15 protein-coding genes and 1 tRNA gene are annotated in these 14,670 nt (G+C 60.4%); 8 read left to right on the top strand and 8 right to left on the bottom strand.

Annotated features, from left to right (window positions below):
- Positions 1-153 precede the first annotated feature (153 nt).
- Positions 154-226, bottom strand: a tRNA-Gln gene (locus J7E24_RS16850).
- A gap of 267 nt (positions 227-493) precedes the next feature.
- Between J7E24_RS16850 and atpD the strand changes: the two genes are divergently transcribed.
- The 3 genes from atpD (at position 494) to J7E24_RS16835 (ending at position 3,554) form a co-directional block, all read left to right on the top strand.
- Positions 494-1,999 (top strand): F0F1 ATP synthase subunit beta, encoded by a 1,506-nt coding sequence (gene atpD, locus J7E24_RS16845; RefSeq protein ID WP_176907735.1) that lies wholly within the window; start codon positions 494-496, stop codon positions 1,997-1,999.
- A 104-nt stretch (positions 2,000-2,103) separates the two neighbouring features.
- Positions 2,104-2,343 (top strand): F0F1 ATP synthase subunit epsilon, encoded by a 240-nt coding sequence (locus J7E24_RS16840; protein ID WP_215139284.1) that lies wholly within the window; start codon positions 2,104-2,106, stop codon positions 2,341-2,343.
- A gap of 80 nt (positions 2,344-2,423) precedes the next feature.
- Positions 2,424-3,554, top strand: a complete 1,131-nt coding sequence (locus J7E24_RS16835; protein WP_215139283.1) for a trans-sulfuration enzyme family protein — start codon at positions 2,424-2,426, stop codon at positions 3,552-3,554.
- A 114-nt stretch (positions 3,555-3,668) separates the two neighbouring features.
- On the opposite strand, the gene J7E24_RS16830 is transcribed toward J7E24_RS16835, so the two are convergent.
- The 3 genes from J7E24_RS16830 to J7E24_RS16820 all read right to left on the bottom strand — a co-directional run bounded on the left by J7E24_RS16830 (position 3,669) and on the right by J7E24_RS16820 (position 6,364).
- Complete coding sequence (locus J7E24_RS16830) at positions 3,669-4,814, bottom strand: DegT/DnrJ/EryC1/StrS family aminotransferase (RefSeq protein ID WP_215139282.1); 1,146 nt, start codon at positions 4,812-4,814, stop codon at positions 3,669-3,671.
- 168 nt (positions 4,815-4,982) lie between these two features.
- The gene (locus J7E24_RS16825) at positions 4,983-5,690 is read right to left on the bottom strand and encodes an acetyltransferase (RefSeq protein ID WP_215139281.1); all 708 of its coding nucleotides are present in this window, start codon (positions 5,688-5,690) and stop codon (positions 4,983-4,985) included.
- 2 nt (positions 5,691-5,692) lie between these two features.
- On the bottom strand, positions 5,693-6,364 hold the full coding sequence (locus tag J7E24_RS16820) for a sugar transferase (RefSeq protein WP_215139280.1): 672 nt from the start codon (positions 6,362-6,364) through the stop codon (positions 5,693-5,695).
- A 141-nt stretch (positions 6,365-6,505) separates the two neighbouring features.
- Between J7E24_RS16820 and J7E24_RS16815 the strand changes: the two genes are divergently transcribed.
- Positions 6,506-7,327: a 4-(cytidine 5'-diphospho)-2-C-methyl-D-erythritol kinase gene (locus J7E24_RS16815; RefSeq protein WP_215139279.1), complete on the top strand. Its 822-nt coding sequence runs from the start codon at positions 6,506-6,508 to the stop codon at positions 7,325-7,327.
- A gap of 158 nt (positions 7,328-7,485) precedes the next feature.
- Here J7E24_RS16815 and J7E24_RS16810 read toward each other — a convergent pair whose 3' ends face one another.
- The 3 genes from J7E24_RS16810 to tgt all read right to left on the bottom strand — a co-directional run bounded on the left by J7E24_RS16810 (position 7,486) and on the right by tgt (position 10,922).
- Positions 7,486-8,409 (bottom strand): DMT family transporter, encoded by a 924-nt coding sequence (locus J7E24_RS16810; RefSeq protein ID WP_215139278.1) that lies wholly within the window; start codon positions 8,407-8,409, stop codon positions 7,486-7,488.
- 210 nt (positions 8,410-8,619) lie between these two features.
- The gene (locus J7E24_RS16805; protein ID WP_215139277.1) at positions 8,620-9,696 is read right to left on the bottom strand and encodes an LptF/LptG family permease; all 1,077 of its coding nucleotides are present in this window, start codon (positions 9,694-9,696) and stop codon (positions 8,620-8,622) included.
- Between the two features lie 95 nt (positions 9,697-9,791).
- A complete protein-coding gene (gene tgt, locus J7E24_RS16800) occupies positions 9,792-10,922 on the bottom strand; it encodes a tRNA guanosine(34) transglycosylase Tgt (RefSeq protein WP_215139276.1) in 1,131 nt (376 codons plus the stop codon).
- A 140-nt stretch (positions 10,923-11,062) separates the two neighbouring features.
- Here tgt and J7E24_RS16795 point away from each other — a divergent pair, with 140 nt between their 5' ends.
- The 4 genes from J7E24_RS16795 (at position 11,063) to J7E24_RS16780 (ending at position 14,051) form a co-directional block, all read left to right on the top strand.
- Complete coding sequence (locus J7E24_RS16795; protein ID WP_215139275.1) at positions 11,063-12,178, top strand: glycosyltransferase; 1,116 nt, start codon at positions 11,063-11,065, stop codon at positions 12,176-12,178.
- Positions 12,169-12,783 (top strand): RNA polymerase sigma factor, encoded by a 615-nt coding sequence (locus tag J7E24_RS16790; RefSeq protein WP_092738715.1) that lies wholly within the window; start codon positions 12,169-12,171, stop codon positions 12,781-12,783. Before J7E24_RS16795 ends, J7E24_RS16790 begins: the two co-directional genes overlap by 10 nt.
- A gap of 98 nt (positions 12,784-12,881) precedes the next feature.
- Entirely contained in the window at positions 12,882-13,502 is a 621-nt protein-coding gene (gene rsmG, locus J7E24_RS16785; RefSeq protein ID WP_215139274.1) for a 16S rRNA (guanine(527)-N(7))-methyltransferase RsmG, read from the top strand.
- A 408-nt stretch (positions 13,503-13,910) separates the two neighbouring features.
- A complete protein-coding gene (locus tag J7E24_RS16780; protein ID WP_215139273.1) occupies positions 13,911-14,051 on the top strand; it encodes a hypothetical protein in 141 nt (46 codons plus the stop codon).
- Positions 14,052-14,220: 169 nt separating this feature from the next.
- On the opposite strand, the gene J7E24_RS16775 is transcribed toward J7E24_RS16780, so the two are convergent.
- Positions 14,221-14,622: a DUF3703 domain-containing protein gene (locus J7E24_RS16775; RefSeq protein ID WP_215139272.1), complete on the bottom strand. Its 402-nt coding sequence runs from the start codon at positions 14,620-14,622 to the stop codon at positions 14,221-14,223.
- Positions 14,623-14,670 lie beyond the last annotated feature (48 nt).

The raw sequence follows: 14,670 nt of genomic DNA, 5'->3' as shown, positions 1-14,670 counted from the left end.
AAGAGGTGTTAAGAAGGTAGGGGTGGAAATGAAAATTCTCCCGCCGGCCAAAAACAACGGCGCGAGGGGAGAATTGAGAGTGATTTAAAGCGCGAAAGGCGCCGACTCTTCCGGGGGAGGAAGAATCAGCGCCTTTCGCGTTGGCTGTGTCAGTTGTCCGACCAGGGCTCGAACCTGGACTTTCTTGAATCAAAATCAAGCGTGTTGCCAGTTACACCATCGGACAATTTCCGGGCGGCTTTCCGGGTAAGCGGTGCCGTTTGGTTGTGCAAATGTACGGGGGCTTTTATTACAGGCAAATTTCCAACGAAAAAAATTTGCCCTGATTATAGCTGCAATGGGTGTCGAAAGGTCTTTCAGAGCTGAAAATCAGGGTTTCATAAGCCAAAAAAAAAGTTGAACGAACCCCGTCCTCATCCGCTTTGGCAATGCCACGATTAAGCCGTAGTTTTGCGGCCTGAATCGTGGCACCCAACCCAACCTATACATAGCAATGGCGAATACCGGCAAAATCACCCAGGTTATCGGTCCCGTCGTGGACGTGAGCTTCGCGGGTGAAAACTCCAAGCTTCCCAATATTCTCGACGCGCTCGAAGTAACCAAAGGCAACGGCCAGACCATCGTGCTGGAGGTGCAGCAGCACCTGGGCGAAGACCGCGTTCGGACCATCGCCATGGACTCGACCGAGGGTCTGACCCGTGGTGCCGGCGTACGCGACTTGGGCGCGCCCATCTCCATGCCTACGGGCGAAGGCGTAAAAGGCCGCCTGTTCAATGTAATCGGCGAAGCCATCGACGGCATTCCGCAGCCCAAGAGCGACGGCGCGCTGTCCATTCACCGTTCGGCTCCGGCCTTCGAAGAACTGGCCACATCGTCGGAAGTATTCTTCACCGGCATCAAGGTAATCGACCTGCTGGCTCCGTATGTGAAGGGCGGTAAAATTGGTCTGTTCGGCGGTGCCGGCGTAGGCAAAACCGTACTTATCCAGGAGCTCATCAACAACGTAGCCAAGGCCTACGAAGGCCTGTCGGTGTTTGCCGGCGTAGGCGAGCGTACCCGCGAGGGCAACGACTTGCTGCGCGAATTCATCGAGGCCAACATCATCCGTTATGGTGATGCGTTCAAGCACTCGATGGAAGAAGGTGGCTGGGACCTGAGCAAGGTGGACATGGCCGAGATGGAGAAGTCGCAGGCCACGCTGGTGTTCGGCCAGATGAACGAGCCCCCCGGAGCCCGTGCCCGCGTAGCCCTGTCGGGTCTCACCATTGCCGAAAGCTTCCGCGACGGCGATGGCACCGGTGCCGGCCGCGACATCCTGTTCTTCATCGACAACATCTTCCGCTTCACGCAGGCCGGCTCCGAAGTATCGGCCCTGTTGGGCCGTATGCCATCGGCTGTAGGTTACCAGCCCACGCTGGCCACCGAAATGGGCGCCATGCAGGAGCGGATTACCTCTACCAAGCGCGGTTCCATTACGTCGGTGCAGGCCGTATATGTGCCTGCCGATGACTTGACTGACCCGGCTCCGGCTAACACTTTTGCCCACCTGGATGCCACCACGGTACTGAGCCGCAAAATTGCCGAACTGGGTATCTATCCGGCTGTTGACCCACTTGACTCCACCTCGCGCATCCTGTCGGCCGATATTCTGGGCGACGAGCACTACAACACTGCCCAGCGCGTGAAAGAGTTGCTCCAGCGCTACAAGGAACTGCAGGACATCATTGCCATTCTGGGCATGGATGAGCTGAGCGAGGAGGACAAGCAGGTAGTAAACCGCGCCCGTCGGGTGCAGCGTTTCCTGTCGCAGCCCTTCTTCGTAGCCGAGCAGTTCACCGGCCTCAAAGGCGTTCTGGTTGACATCAAGGACACCATCAAAGGCTTCAACGAAATCATCGACGGCAAGCACGACCACCTGCCCGAAGCGTCGTTCAACCTCGTTGGCAACATTGAGGACGCCGTAGCCAAAGGCGAGCGTCTGATTGCCGAAGCCAAGTAGATTATTAATTTTGAATTATGGATTATGAATTATGAATTGGGCCTTTAGCACGCGCTTCTGCTCAATTCATAATCCATAATTCAAAATTCATAATTCCCCAAAAGATGCATCTGGAAATCATCACGCCCGACCGCAAGGTGTTTGAAGGCGAGGTTACATCGGCCCGGTTTCCGGGAGCCGATGGCTTTTTCGAAGTCCTCAACGACCACGCCCCACTCATTTCGGCCCTGAAAGCCGGCGAAATCGTCCTGAATGGCGGGGCCACCCGCTTCCAGGTGGAAGGTGGCGTGGTGGAAGTGCTGCGCAACAACGTTATCGTACTGGCCGAGGGCGCTTCGGCGTAACCCTCGGTTCCAGCTTCTACTGAAAAGCCTTTCCTTTGCGGGAAAGGCTTTTCTGCTTTGTTACCCCCAATCAGCGGTTCATGGAAATCCACCCCAAAATCACCCCGATTTACCAGACTTCGGTTTTCAAGTTTGAAGACCTCAACGAGCTGGAGCTGTATTTTGGGGAGCCCGGCAGCCGCTACCTATACTCGCGCAACGGCAACCCCAACTCCGACGAGCTGGCCGCGGCCGTAACGCAACTGGAGGGTGGAGCGGGGGCGGTAGCTACCGGCTCGGGCATGGCGGCCATCTTTGCGGCCGTTATGGCCTATTGCGAGGCCGGCGACCATGTGCTGTGCGCGGCTGACATCTATGGGGGCTCCTCGGCGCTGCTGAGCCAGGAGCTGAGCCGGCTGGGTATTACGGTGAGCTACGTGCCCTTTGCCGACCTGACTGCCAACTTGGCCGCCCACGCGCAGCCGCGCACCCGGTTGCTGCTGTGCGAAACTATCAGCAACCCACTGTTGCGCGTCGTCGATTTGCAGGCTGCCGCCGAAGCCACCCACGCGCTGGGGCTGAAGCTGGTGGTGGATAACACATTTGCCTCGCCCATACTCACCCGGCCATTGGAGCACGGAGCCGACCTAGTGATGCACAGCGTAACGAAATACCTGGCCGGCCACTCCGATGTAACGGCCGGTGCCGTGGTGGCCCGCACGCCCGAAGATGCGGCCCGGCTCCGGCAAATCGGGACGCTATTTGGCCTGACGCTGAGCCCCATGGAAAGCTGGCTGGCCGTACGGGGCCTGAAAACCCTGCGCCTGCGCATGGAAGCGCACTGCCGCAACGCGCAGGCCGTAGCCGAGCTGCTGGTGGGCCATCCGGCTGTTGGGGAGGTGTTTTATCCGGGGCTTTCGGTGCATCCGCAGCATCAGTTGGCGGCCAGCCAAGGCGGCGGCCGTTTCGGTGGTATGGTGTCGTTCCGGCTCGCCGACGACACGACGGAGGCCGTGAGCCGCTTTATGCGCGCCTGCCAACGGTTCCCGTTCGCACCCTCCTTGGCGGGCGTCGATTCGTCGCTTTCGTATCCGGCTGGTACCTCGCACCGCGCCCTTACCGAAGAGCAGCGGCAGGAATTGGGCATTACGGCCGGGCTGGTACGCCTGAGCGTGGGCATCGAACCGGCCGACGAGCTGCTGGCCGATTTGCAGCAGGCCCTGGACGATTAGAACGACTGGCTTATATACCCGTTGGCTGCTTGATATACTAAGTGCTTGGGCTTTTGTGCTGCAGAAACCTCCGATGGAACCTTATGTACTAGTCACGCACGGGTTGTACTGATTTCAGGTAGGCCATAGCGTCCGGATGGCGTCAGTCACGCGGCGCATGTCGGTTTCCGTCAGGGCTGAGCCGGAGGGCAGGCAGAGGCCGCGGGTAAATAAGTCGGTACAGACTGCGCCGCCGTGCATGGGCACGCCGGCAAAAAGCGGTTGCAGGTGCAGCGGCTTCCACAGCGGGCGGCTTTCGATGTTGCGGGTTTCGAGATGCAGGCGCAGCTGCTCGGGCGTTACGGCGGTTTCGGCCGGGTCGAGGAGCAGGCAGGTAAGCCAGCGGTTCGAGCGGCCCCCGGCGGGCTCGGTGGGGCCGAGCGACAGGCCGGGCAGATCCTGCAGCTTCTCCTGGTACCAGGCGTAGATTTCGCGGCGCTTCTTCACGCGGTCATCCAGCAGCCCCATCTGGCCCCGACCGATGCCGGCCAGCAGGTTGCTGAGGCGGTAATTGTAGCCTACCTCCGAATGCTGGTAGTGGGGCGCATCGTCGCGGGCCTGGGTGGCCCAGGCGCGGGCTTTGGCGGCCCAGGCGGCGTTGTTGGTCGTGAGCATACCGCCGCCGCTGGTCGTCAGGATTTTGTTGCCGTTGAAGGAAAACACGCCCGCGGCCCCGAACGAGCCCAGCGGTTTGCCCGCGTAAGTAGCGCCCAGGGCTTCGGCCGCATCTTCGAGAACGGGCACGTCAAACTCTTCGGCCAGCGCCATGATTTCGCGCAGCTTACACGGCATGCCATACAGGTGCACCACGATGAGGGCGCGGGGCTGGCGGTTCTGGCGGCGGCGGTCCTCCAGCACCTCACGCAGCCGCTCGGGGCACATGTTCCAGGTTTCGGCCTCGCTGTCGATAAATATCGGCGTGGCCCCGAGGTAGGTGATGGGGTTGGCCGTGGCCACAAAGGTGAACGAAGGACACAGCACTTCATCACCGGGCCCTACGCCCAGCAGCCGCAGCCCCAGATGAATGGCCGCCGTGCCCGAATTAAGCGCCAGCGCGTGCTTTACACCGGTAAAAGCGCACACATCCTGCTCAAACCCATCAAGATTGGGACCGACCGGGGCTACCCAGTTATCCTCGATGGCCTTGTGCAGGTAGTTGAGCTCGTGGCGGCCGAGGTGAGGAGGGGAGAGGTAAAGACGGTCGTAATCCTGGCTGTGCATAAATAGATCTAACGTTTTCTCGAGGAGAGGCGGGAGTAGTAGAAAGGTTCGGGCCGAGTGGGGCTGTTTGCTTGTAGCGCAAAGCTCCAGCTTCGGGTATAGTTGAACAACGTTGTGGGGCAGTTAAGTAAAGTCAGCAACGACCCGCACCGTACTTGGAGCTTCGCGCTACCTTTCGCGCGCTACCACCCGGGCCGGCACGCCCACGGCAGTGCAATCAGTGGGCAGGTCGCGGATGGCCACAGCGCCGGCTCCAAGTACGGTGCGGGCCCCGATACGGACTTGCTGGAGCACGGTGGCGTTGGTGCCCAGGTACACGCCGGCTTCCAGGTGGGCCCCGCCACCCACGTTGGCGTGGGGCATCAGGGAGCAGAAATCGTTTAGCACGGCATCATGGCCCACGGTGCAGCCCAGGTTCAGGAGCACATGGCGGCCCAGGCGAATGTCGGTGGTGAGGATGCAGCCCTGGGTGATGATGCAGCCGGCCCCGAACTGCAGGTGCTGGAACGATTCGGTGCTGACGCCGGGATGGATGAGGGTAGGAAAGTGGAGCTGCGGCGAGTTGAGGCGGGACACAACGGCGGCCCGGCTGGCGCTGCTGCCCACGGCTACGGCCACGGCCAGCGGCTCGGGCGTGGCGTTCAGGTCGGCGGCGGTGCCGAGGTAGCGCAGGCCATGGATAAGGTCGGTGGCAGGCAGCTGGTCGTCGTAGAAACCCACCAGGTCCCAGGTCGGAGCAACGGCATTCAGCTGGCGCAGCAGTACCAGCACCTCGCGCCCCAGTCCGCCAGCCCCAAAAATGGCGAGCCGGCGCGGCGCTTCGGGTTGGGGCGTGGCCGAAGGCGTGGGTGTGGCGGAGCTGCGGGAAAGTGGCACAGTTAGCGGTTCGAAGGGGAAGCGGGAGGAGGAGAGGAAGTGGGAGCAGCGGGTGTGCCGGTGAAGGCCGTGGCCGTAGCCTGGCCGGGAGCCGAAATGCCCCGCGCCCCGAGTACCCGGGCCACGGTGCGCCCCAAAATTCGTAAATCCAGCCCAAACGAAAGGTGGTCGACGTACCAGACATCGAAGGCGAACTTCTGCTCCCAGCTGATGGCGTTGCGGCCATTTACCTGGGCCCAGCCCGTAATGCCGGGCCGCACGGCATGGCGGCGGGCCTGCTCGGGCGAGTACAGCGGCAGGTACTGCACCAGCAGCGGCCGCGGACCCACCAAGCTCAGCTCGCCGCGCAGCACATTCCACAGCTGAGGCAACTCGTCGAGCGAGGTGGCCCGCACCCAGCGGCCCAGCGGTGGCAGGCGCTCGGCGTCGGGCAGCGGCTGGCCAGCCTCATCGCGCCGGTCGGGCATCGTCTGGAGCTTGTAGAAGCTGAATATCCGACCCCCACGGCCCGGCCGGGGCTGCCGAAACAGCCAGGCCCCGCCATTCTGGATGGCCAGCGCCAGCGCTACTGGCACCAGCAGCGGTACGGCCAGCAGCAGGGCGGGGGCTGCCAGCGCCACATCGAGCAGGCGCTTGCCGCGGCGGGCATACCAAGAAGAAGCGGAGGAAGGCATTTAGATTGAGCTGCAGGCTTCAAGTCGCAAGCTACAAGCTTGGGTTTACTTGCGCGGTAATCCATGCAAGTTCAGACGGTGGGCGGAGGTTCATCCATAAACCTGCAGCTTGTAGCTTGCGGCTTGAAGCTGTAACAAACTATGCTCGTCTTTCCCAACGCCAAGCTCAACCTGGGGCTCTACGTTACCAGCCTGCGGCCCGATGGTTTTCGCAACCTCGAATCGGTGTTTGTGCCGCTGCCCTGGTGCGATGCCTTTGAGGTGTTGCCCGCGCCCGCCGGGGCCGAAACCAGCCTCCGCTTCAGCGGCCTGCCTATCCCGGGCGCGCCCGAAACCAACCTGTGCCGGCGGGCCTACGAGCTGCTGGCCGCCGATTTCCGGCTGCCGCCGGTGCAGCTGCATCTGCACAAGGACGTGCCCATCGGGGCCGGCTTGGGCGGCGGCTCGGCCGATGCGGCTTTTGCCCTCAAAGCCATAAATAGTGCGTTTGCGCTGGAGCTGCCGCCCGAGAAGCTCGAAAGCTACGCCCGCCGCCTCGGCTCCGACTGCGCCTTTTTCATCCGCAACGAGCCGGTATTTGCCCACTCCCGCGGCGACATATTCGACGATTTCGCCCTCGATTTGCGCGGCACGCCGGCCCTAGTGGTGTATCCTGGCTTGCATATCAGCACGGCCGAGGCCTACGCCCGCGTGGTGCCCCGCACCCCGCGCCACGACCTGCGCCAGAGCCTCGCCCAGCCTATGCAAACCTGGCGCAACACCGTCAGCAACGACTTCGAGGAGGCCCTGACCCCGATGTATCCGGTGCTGGCCGAGGTGAAGGCGCAACTTTATGCCGCGGGTGCCACCTATGCCAGCCTCTCGGGCTCGGGCTCGGCCGTGTACGGGCTGTTTCCGGAGCTGCTGCAGGCCCCAGAACTGGTATGGCCGACTGGCTACACCGTCTGGAGCGGGAAGTTGTAAGGGCCCGTTGTGCGTCTGGCAAGGCTTACACGAGAGCAGGACACTGGCTTGTAGCGCGAAGCTCCGGCTTCGCGTGTCGTTGAACGATGTCGTTGGGACATCAGCAGCGCCACGCGAAGCCGAAGCTTCGCGCTACAGCCTTGCGTGACGCTTCTTGCTCAGGTAAGTACCGGGTTGCGCTTGAGCAGCCGGCGCTTGTCCCAACGGTCGAGTAGCGGATGGATGAGCACGCTGACGAGGATGATAACAGTGCCCACATAGAAGCCGGGCGAGAGTTTTTCTTCCTCGAAACCGGCCACGCCCCACGAGTACAGGAGCACGGCCATGATGATGCCGTACACGGGCTCCAGGTTGATGGTGAGGTTGACTACGAAGGCCGAAATGCGCTTCATCAGCTCGACTGAGGCCGAGAAGGCATACACCGTACATACGCCGGCCAGCAGCGCCAACCACAGCCAGTCGTAGCCGTGCAGGGCCAGCTGTAAACCTTTGCCGTTAGTGAAATAGTGGCTGTAGAGCGGCAGAAACAGCGCAATGCTGAGGCAGGCGCCTACCATCTCATACAGCGTAAGCTTGAGAGGCGGATGTTGCTTTACCAACCTGGAGTTGATGACGCTGAACAGCGCCGACAGCCCGGCCGAAATAATGGCCACGCCCAGCCCCAGCAGCTGCCCCAGCTCGGCCTGCGACACAATGTAAAGGCCCACCATCGTCAGCAAACCCAGCCCCACCTCGTAACCGCGCACCTTGCGCCAAAGAATCAGTGGCTCCAGCAAGGAAGTCCAGAGGGCCAGCGTGGCCATGCCGGCCAGGCTCACGCTCACCGAGGCCAGCCGGGCCGAGAGGAAGAACGTAATCCAGTGGGCCGCTACCAGGGCGCCCACGCCTAGCAGCCGTGCCGCATCGGCGGCCGGCAGGCGCCAGGGGCGGCGCCGAATCAGCAGCAGCCCCAGCAGGCCCAGGCTCGCCAGCCCCGTGCGCCAGAACACCAGCTCGACCGGCGGCACCGTAATCAGCTTACCCAAAATAGCCGTGAAGCCCCAGAGCAACACGATAAAATGCAGGCGCAGGTAGTCTTTCACAAGGTGATTTGGTGAGGTGGTGATTTGGTGAGTTTGACGTTCGGATTACCTGCTGGCGCGGGTGGGGAAAGTGAAAGATGAAAAGAACGTCATTCAGAGCGCAGCGAAGAATCTCGCTTGGAGTCGTTATAACGGTTGTCGTTCAACAGTAGCCCGCAAGATTCTTCGCTGCGCTCTGAATGACGTTCGTATTTCACCTCACCAAATCGCCTATTGTGGTATCACCCGGTAGAGTACGGCCCCAATGAGGGTGAACACGATGCTCGGAACCCAGGCGGCCAGCAGGGGCGAGAGGGTGCCGACGGCGGCCAGGTTACGGCTCAGAATTACGAAGATGATGAACACGAACGCCAGCACAAAGCCCAGTGCAATCTGCCCGCCCACGCCGGCGCGGCTCTTGCGGGCGCTCATAATCACCCCGATTACCGTGAGGATGAACATGGCGTAGGGATAGGCGAACCGTTCGTACTTCTCGCTCAGGTACACCTGCGTGTCGTCGGCGCCGCGGGCTATTTTGGTGTTGATGTAGCGGTTGAGCTCGGGTAGTGTCAGGGTTTCGGCCAGGCGGTAGGTGCTGGCAAAGTCCTTCGGGAACAGGTTGAGCGTGGTGTCGCGGGCGGGCAGGGTTTTAAGGCTTTCCTGCTCGCCGTTGAAGGTGCGGAGCAGCTGGGGCGTCAGGTGCCAGGCTTGTTTGGTGGAGTCCCAACTGATGGCCTCGGCCGTGAGCCGGCGTTTAAGTATTTGTCCGTCAATGGTTTCGAGCGCAAATTTGTAGCCCACGTTGTTCACGTTGTCGTAGCTCTCCATGAACGCGTAGTCCTGGGGGCCGATTTTGAAATGCACGTTGCGCCCGCTGAACCGGTAAGGGTTCTTAATGTACTTCTTCTCGAACTCGACCCGCGTTTTGTTGGCAATCGGAATCAGCCAGCCCGTCATGGCCATCGTGAGCATACCCAGAATGACGCTGCCCATGATGTAGGGGAGCAGAAACCGCTTGAAGCTGATGCCCGAGGCCAGCATGGCCACCACTTCGGTGCGCGAGGCCAGCTGGGCCGTTACGAACACCACCGCAATAAACACCGTGATGGGCGAGAGCAAGTTGGCGAAGTACGGAAACAGGTTCAGGTAATACTCCGTCAGAATCTGCCATCCTCCCAGGTCGTGCTGCAGAAAATCGTCGTTTTTCTCCGTGAAGTCAATCACGCAGATAACCGACACGAGCAGCACCACCGTGAAGAAAAACGCGGTGAGAAACTTCGTGATGATGTATTTATCGAGAATCTTCAATTGAGTTGTCAGTTTTAGTTGTCAGTTGCTGGTTGTCAGTTGTCAGTCTGAACAACGTCCACACTAACAACTGACAACCAGCAACTGACAACCTATTACAGCCGCGTCATCAGCTTCTTTACCATCACGTCTTTCCACTCCCGGAACGTGCCGGCCAGGATTTGCAGCCGGGCCTGCTTCACGAGCCAGAGGTAGAAGGTGAGGTTGTGGATGGAGGCAATCTGGGGGCCGAGCATTTCCTTGCTGTGGAACAGGTGGCGCACGTAGCTGCGCGAGTAAAACGTGCTCACGTAACCACCCAGCTCCGCATCAATCGGCTCAAAGTCTTCGGCCCACTTGCGGGCCGCCAGGTTCATGATGCCCTGGGTGGTGTACACGAGGCCGTTGCGGGCGTTGCGGGTGGGCATTACGCAGTCGAACATATCCACGCCCAACGCAATGTTTTCCAGAATATTGGCCGGCGTGCCCACGCCCATCAGGTAGCGGGGCTTGTCTTTGGGCAGAATGTCGCAGACCAATTCGGTCATCTCGTACATCATGTCGGCCGGCTCGCCCACGCTCAGGCCCCCGATGGCGTTGCCCTCACGGCCCTGCTCGGCCACAAACTCGGCCGATTTCACGCGCAAATCCTTGAACGTGGAGCCCTGCACAATCGGGAACAGCGTCTGGCGGTAGCCATAGTGGCCCTCAGTACTGTCGAAGCGGGCAATGCAGCGCTTGAGCCAGCGGTGGGTCATGTCGAGCGAGCGGGCGGCGTAGGCGTACTCGCAGGGCCAGGGCGTGCACTCGTCGAAGGCCATCATAATATCGGCCCCGATGGTGCGCTGAATGTCCATCACGCCCTCAGGCGTAAACAGGTGCTGCGAGCCATCTACGTGCGAGCGAAACTTGACGCCTTCCTCCTTGATTTTACGCGTGTTACTGAGCGAGTACACCTGGTAGCCGCCCGAATCGGTGAGGATGGGCCGGTCCCAGCCGTTGAACTTGTGCAGCCCGCCGGCCTGCCGGATGATGTCGAGGCCGGGGCGCAGATACAGGTGGTAGGTGTTGCCGAGGATGATCTGGGCGTTGATGTCGTCCTTGAGGTCGCGCTGTTGTACAGCTTTCACGGTGCCAGCCGTGCCCACAGGCATAAATATGGGCGTTTCAATGGTCCCGTGGTCGGTGTGGACTACCCCGGCGCGGGCCTTGGAGTGCGGGTCAGTCGTGAGAAGGTCGAAGGTCATTGTGGAAGCTACAAGCGGCAAGCCACAAGCTACAAGCAAAGGGCCACAAGGCGAAGGCTTGCAGCTTGCAGCTTGTGGCTTGCAACTCTATACGCCACAAAGGTACAGTGAATGCCTACTTTTGCAGCCTGAAAATCTTTATGCTGCTCTCTTACTCTCCGGCCGTTTGGCTGCTGCTGGCGGCCGTGCTGGTACAGCTCTACTTCGCGCTCTACTACTTCCGGGCCTTTGCCAGGCACCGGCCCGAACCGGAAACACCTGTCGCGGCCGATGAGCCGGTTTCGGTGCTGGTGTGCGCCCACAACGAGTACGCCAACCTGGAGCGCCTGCTGCCGTTGCTGCTTAGTCAGGATTACCCCGCCGAGCTGCTCGAAATCATTCTTATCGACGACCGCTCGACTGATGGCTCTGGTGCGCTGGCCGCGCAGTTCCCGGGCGTGCGCCTCGTCACCGTTCGGCACACGCCGGCGGGTATGGCTCCTAAAAAATACGCCCTCACACTGGGTATCAAAACGGCCCGCCACGAGCGGCTGCTCTTCACCGATGCCGACTGCATTCCGGCCACCAACCAGTGGATCAGGTACATGCAGCGCGGCTTTGCCAAGGGGGGCGGGTTGGTGCTCGGTTACTCAGCCTACGCCCCCGAACCGGGGCTTTTAAATAAGTTGATTCGGTTTGAAACCCTGTTGACGGGGGCACAGTATCTGTCATTCGCCTGGCGCGGCCGCCCCTACATGGGCGTGGGCCGCAACCTGGGCTATACCCGGGCCGTATTCCGCGCTACCAAAGGCTTCGCCTCGCATATCCGCACGCTCAGCGGCGACGACGATTTGCTGGTGCAGGATGCGGTAGCCGCCGGGGCCCGGGCGGCCGTAGTCGCTCAGCCGGGCGCCCACACGCTCAGCGAAGCAGCCGCTACCTGGGGGGCATGGTGGCGGCAGAAACGCCGGCATCTTTCGGCCGGCCGGCAGTACCGCCTGGCCGACCGGATGCGGCTCGGGACATTCGTGGGAGCCAATCTTGTGTTCTACTTCGTGGCGGTCGGCCTGCTGTTTTCTCCCGCCAATTGGGTACCTTTGGCTACTGCGTGTCTGCTACGAACTGTGCTCGTTGGAGCCATTTATCAGCAGCTCAACCGTCGGCTCGAAGGACAGCTGCCGGCCGCACTGCTGCCGCTGCTCGATGCCATCTATTTTGTAACTTATCTAGCTCTGGGAATCTCCCTATTCCTTAACCGCTCGCTCCGATGGAAGTAAATCAGGAAAAACAGTTCTCCGCCAAAGCCAAGCACGACTTCAAGCTAATACGGGCCGCCGTTGAGAACAACGACGAAAAGGCCTACGCCGAGCTGATGCAGATTTACAAGAAGCCGGTGTACCATGTGGTGCTAAAAATGGTGCGCAACACCGACGACGCCGACGACCTGACCATTGAGGCCTTCGCTAAGGCATTCAAGAACCTGCACAAATTCAATCCTGAGTTTGCCTTCAGCACCTGGCTGTTCCGCATCGCCACCAACAACTGCATCGATTTTATCCGCAAGAATAAAATCAAAACGATGTCGATTGACTCGGCTATCAAGATTGACAACGGCGACGAAATCACCATTGACTTCCGCGACCAGAACCTGAACCCGCAGGAGACGACCATCAAAAACCAGAAAATCGAAATCATGCAGCATGTGGTGTCGCGGCTGCCCGATAAATACCAGCGCCTTGTTACGCTGCGTTACTTCGATGAGCTGAGCTACGAGGAAATTGCCACTGAGCTGAAAGCCCCCCTCGGCACCGTAAAAGCCCAGCTCCACCGCGCCCGCGAGTTGCTCTACGACATGGTGAAAGGCAAAAAGGAAATCATCTAGGGAGGAATTACGCTCCTCAGAACGTCATTCGGAGCATGTTGCGCTTAGAGCAACATGCTCCGAATGACGTTCTATTTTATCCCCATTTTCACTTCCCGATGAACCTGCTCGAACACTACTTCCCGCACCTCACCGACCAGCAGCGCCGACAGTTTGCCCAGCTCGAAACCGAATTCCGCAGCTGGAACGAGCGCCTCAACCTGGTAGCCCGCACCGATGTCGACAACCTCACCGAGCGTCACATCCTGCACTCGCTCGGCATTGCCAAGGTGGTGGAATTCGCACCCGGCTCGTCGGTGCTCGATGTGGGCACCGGCGGGGGCTTGCCGGGGCTGCCGCTGGCCATCCTGTTCCCCGAAGTGAAGTTTCACCTGGTCGACAGCATCGGCAAGAAGATAAAAGCGGTGCAGGACATGGCCGAAACCCTGCACCTGACCAACGTAACGGCTGAGCAAACCCGCGCCGAGCAACTCACAGCCAAATACGATTACATCGTGAGCCGCGCCGTGGCCCGCTTGGCCACCTTCCACACCTGGATTGCCCACCGCTATAAGCCCCGTGCCGAAGCTGCCCCCCACAGTGGCCTCTACTACCTCAAAGGCGGCGACCTGACCGAAGAAATTGCCGAATCAGGGTTAAAAGCGCAGGTAGTGGAGCTGAGTGGGATTTTCGCAGAGGAGTTTTTCGAGACGAAGAAGGTGGTAGTGGTACCGGTATAGCTCGCATAACGCTTATTGAACCACCGTTTGGAAAGTGTACTAAGGGGTGCGCAGCTTAGTAAAATCACCGGTTCAAACGAGGAATTTCAACCTGCTTCCGGACAAGCCGAGCGCCATTGCTACCCGATTGTTCGACCAATGCGGCAATAACTTCGCCTGCTACCATCGAAGCCCCTTTCTGCATTAGGGGCAAGGAAATTGCCGGACTGGCCCTGAACGGCTGAGCCGGGGTGAAGCGGACGCTCGGCGCGGCCACCCTGATGTGCATCTGCCTAACCTGCGCTTTGTGAACGTAGTAAAGTACACCAGGAAGACCTATTCGCCGGGGCAGGAGAAAGTTTGTAGCGGGTGGGTAGGCCACCATGTACCGGAGGCGGGTATCTTTGGGCAAAACTTAACTTTTTTTGTATGACGACCAAGACCACGAAAGCCGAAACCACCCCAGCTGCTACGCCTGAGCAGACCAACCTCACCCGCGAAACCATCCACCGCCGCGTAAAGCAGGCCCAGGAGCGTCGCCGCCGTAAGCTCAAGCACGTGAACCCCTAGTTCCCGCTGGCTTTCGCCGCAAAAAAAGCCCCATCTACACGAGTAGATGGGGCTTTCCTGTAACAGCCCTGGCCCAGTCCCGCCAGTGCCGTCTTCGCAACCCTCACTCTTGCTTTATTGCGCGCCTATCGTCTTAGCTGGTCCCTGAAATCGGTTATCCGGTCACCGCTCACGAGCACTTATGGTGGGCGCGGCAAGCAGTTCCGGCCTGACGTTGAAGGCCAAATACGCCGGCCCGGTGTGGATGATGGCCAAAACAAGAGAGAGGAAAGCCACCGATGCTACGCACGGGCTGGTCCAGGATTTCGCGCTCGTCGCGGGTCGGCAGGCTGTGGCGTAGCAGCAGGTGCGTGTGGATGTGCGGTAGGGCCTGGCGCTGGCCCAGGGTGTAGGCACGTTCGAGGCGGACGAAGGGTGCCCTCAGATTTTGGCGGCTAGTGGCGGCGCGGGCCGCGGGCAGCTCGGCGCGGTAGTACAGGCGCCGGCGGGAAGGTAGGCGGAAGTGGCGGGGCGTATGTGGCTCGGCCAGGTGGTATGCGCCCACTTTACGCACCACCGGAAACGGCGGCACCAGCCCTGGCGGCAACCCACTTACAGAAGTAACTGCGTAGGTGCAATG

The sequence above is a fragment of the Hymenobacter sp. ISL-91 genome, assembly GCF_018613725.1.
In the GTDB taxonomy this organism is placed as follows: Bacteria; Bacteroidota; Bacteroidia; order Cytophagales; family Hymenobacteraceae; genus Hymenobacter.
This window is presented reverse-complemented; position numbering and strand designations above follow the sequence as displayed.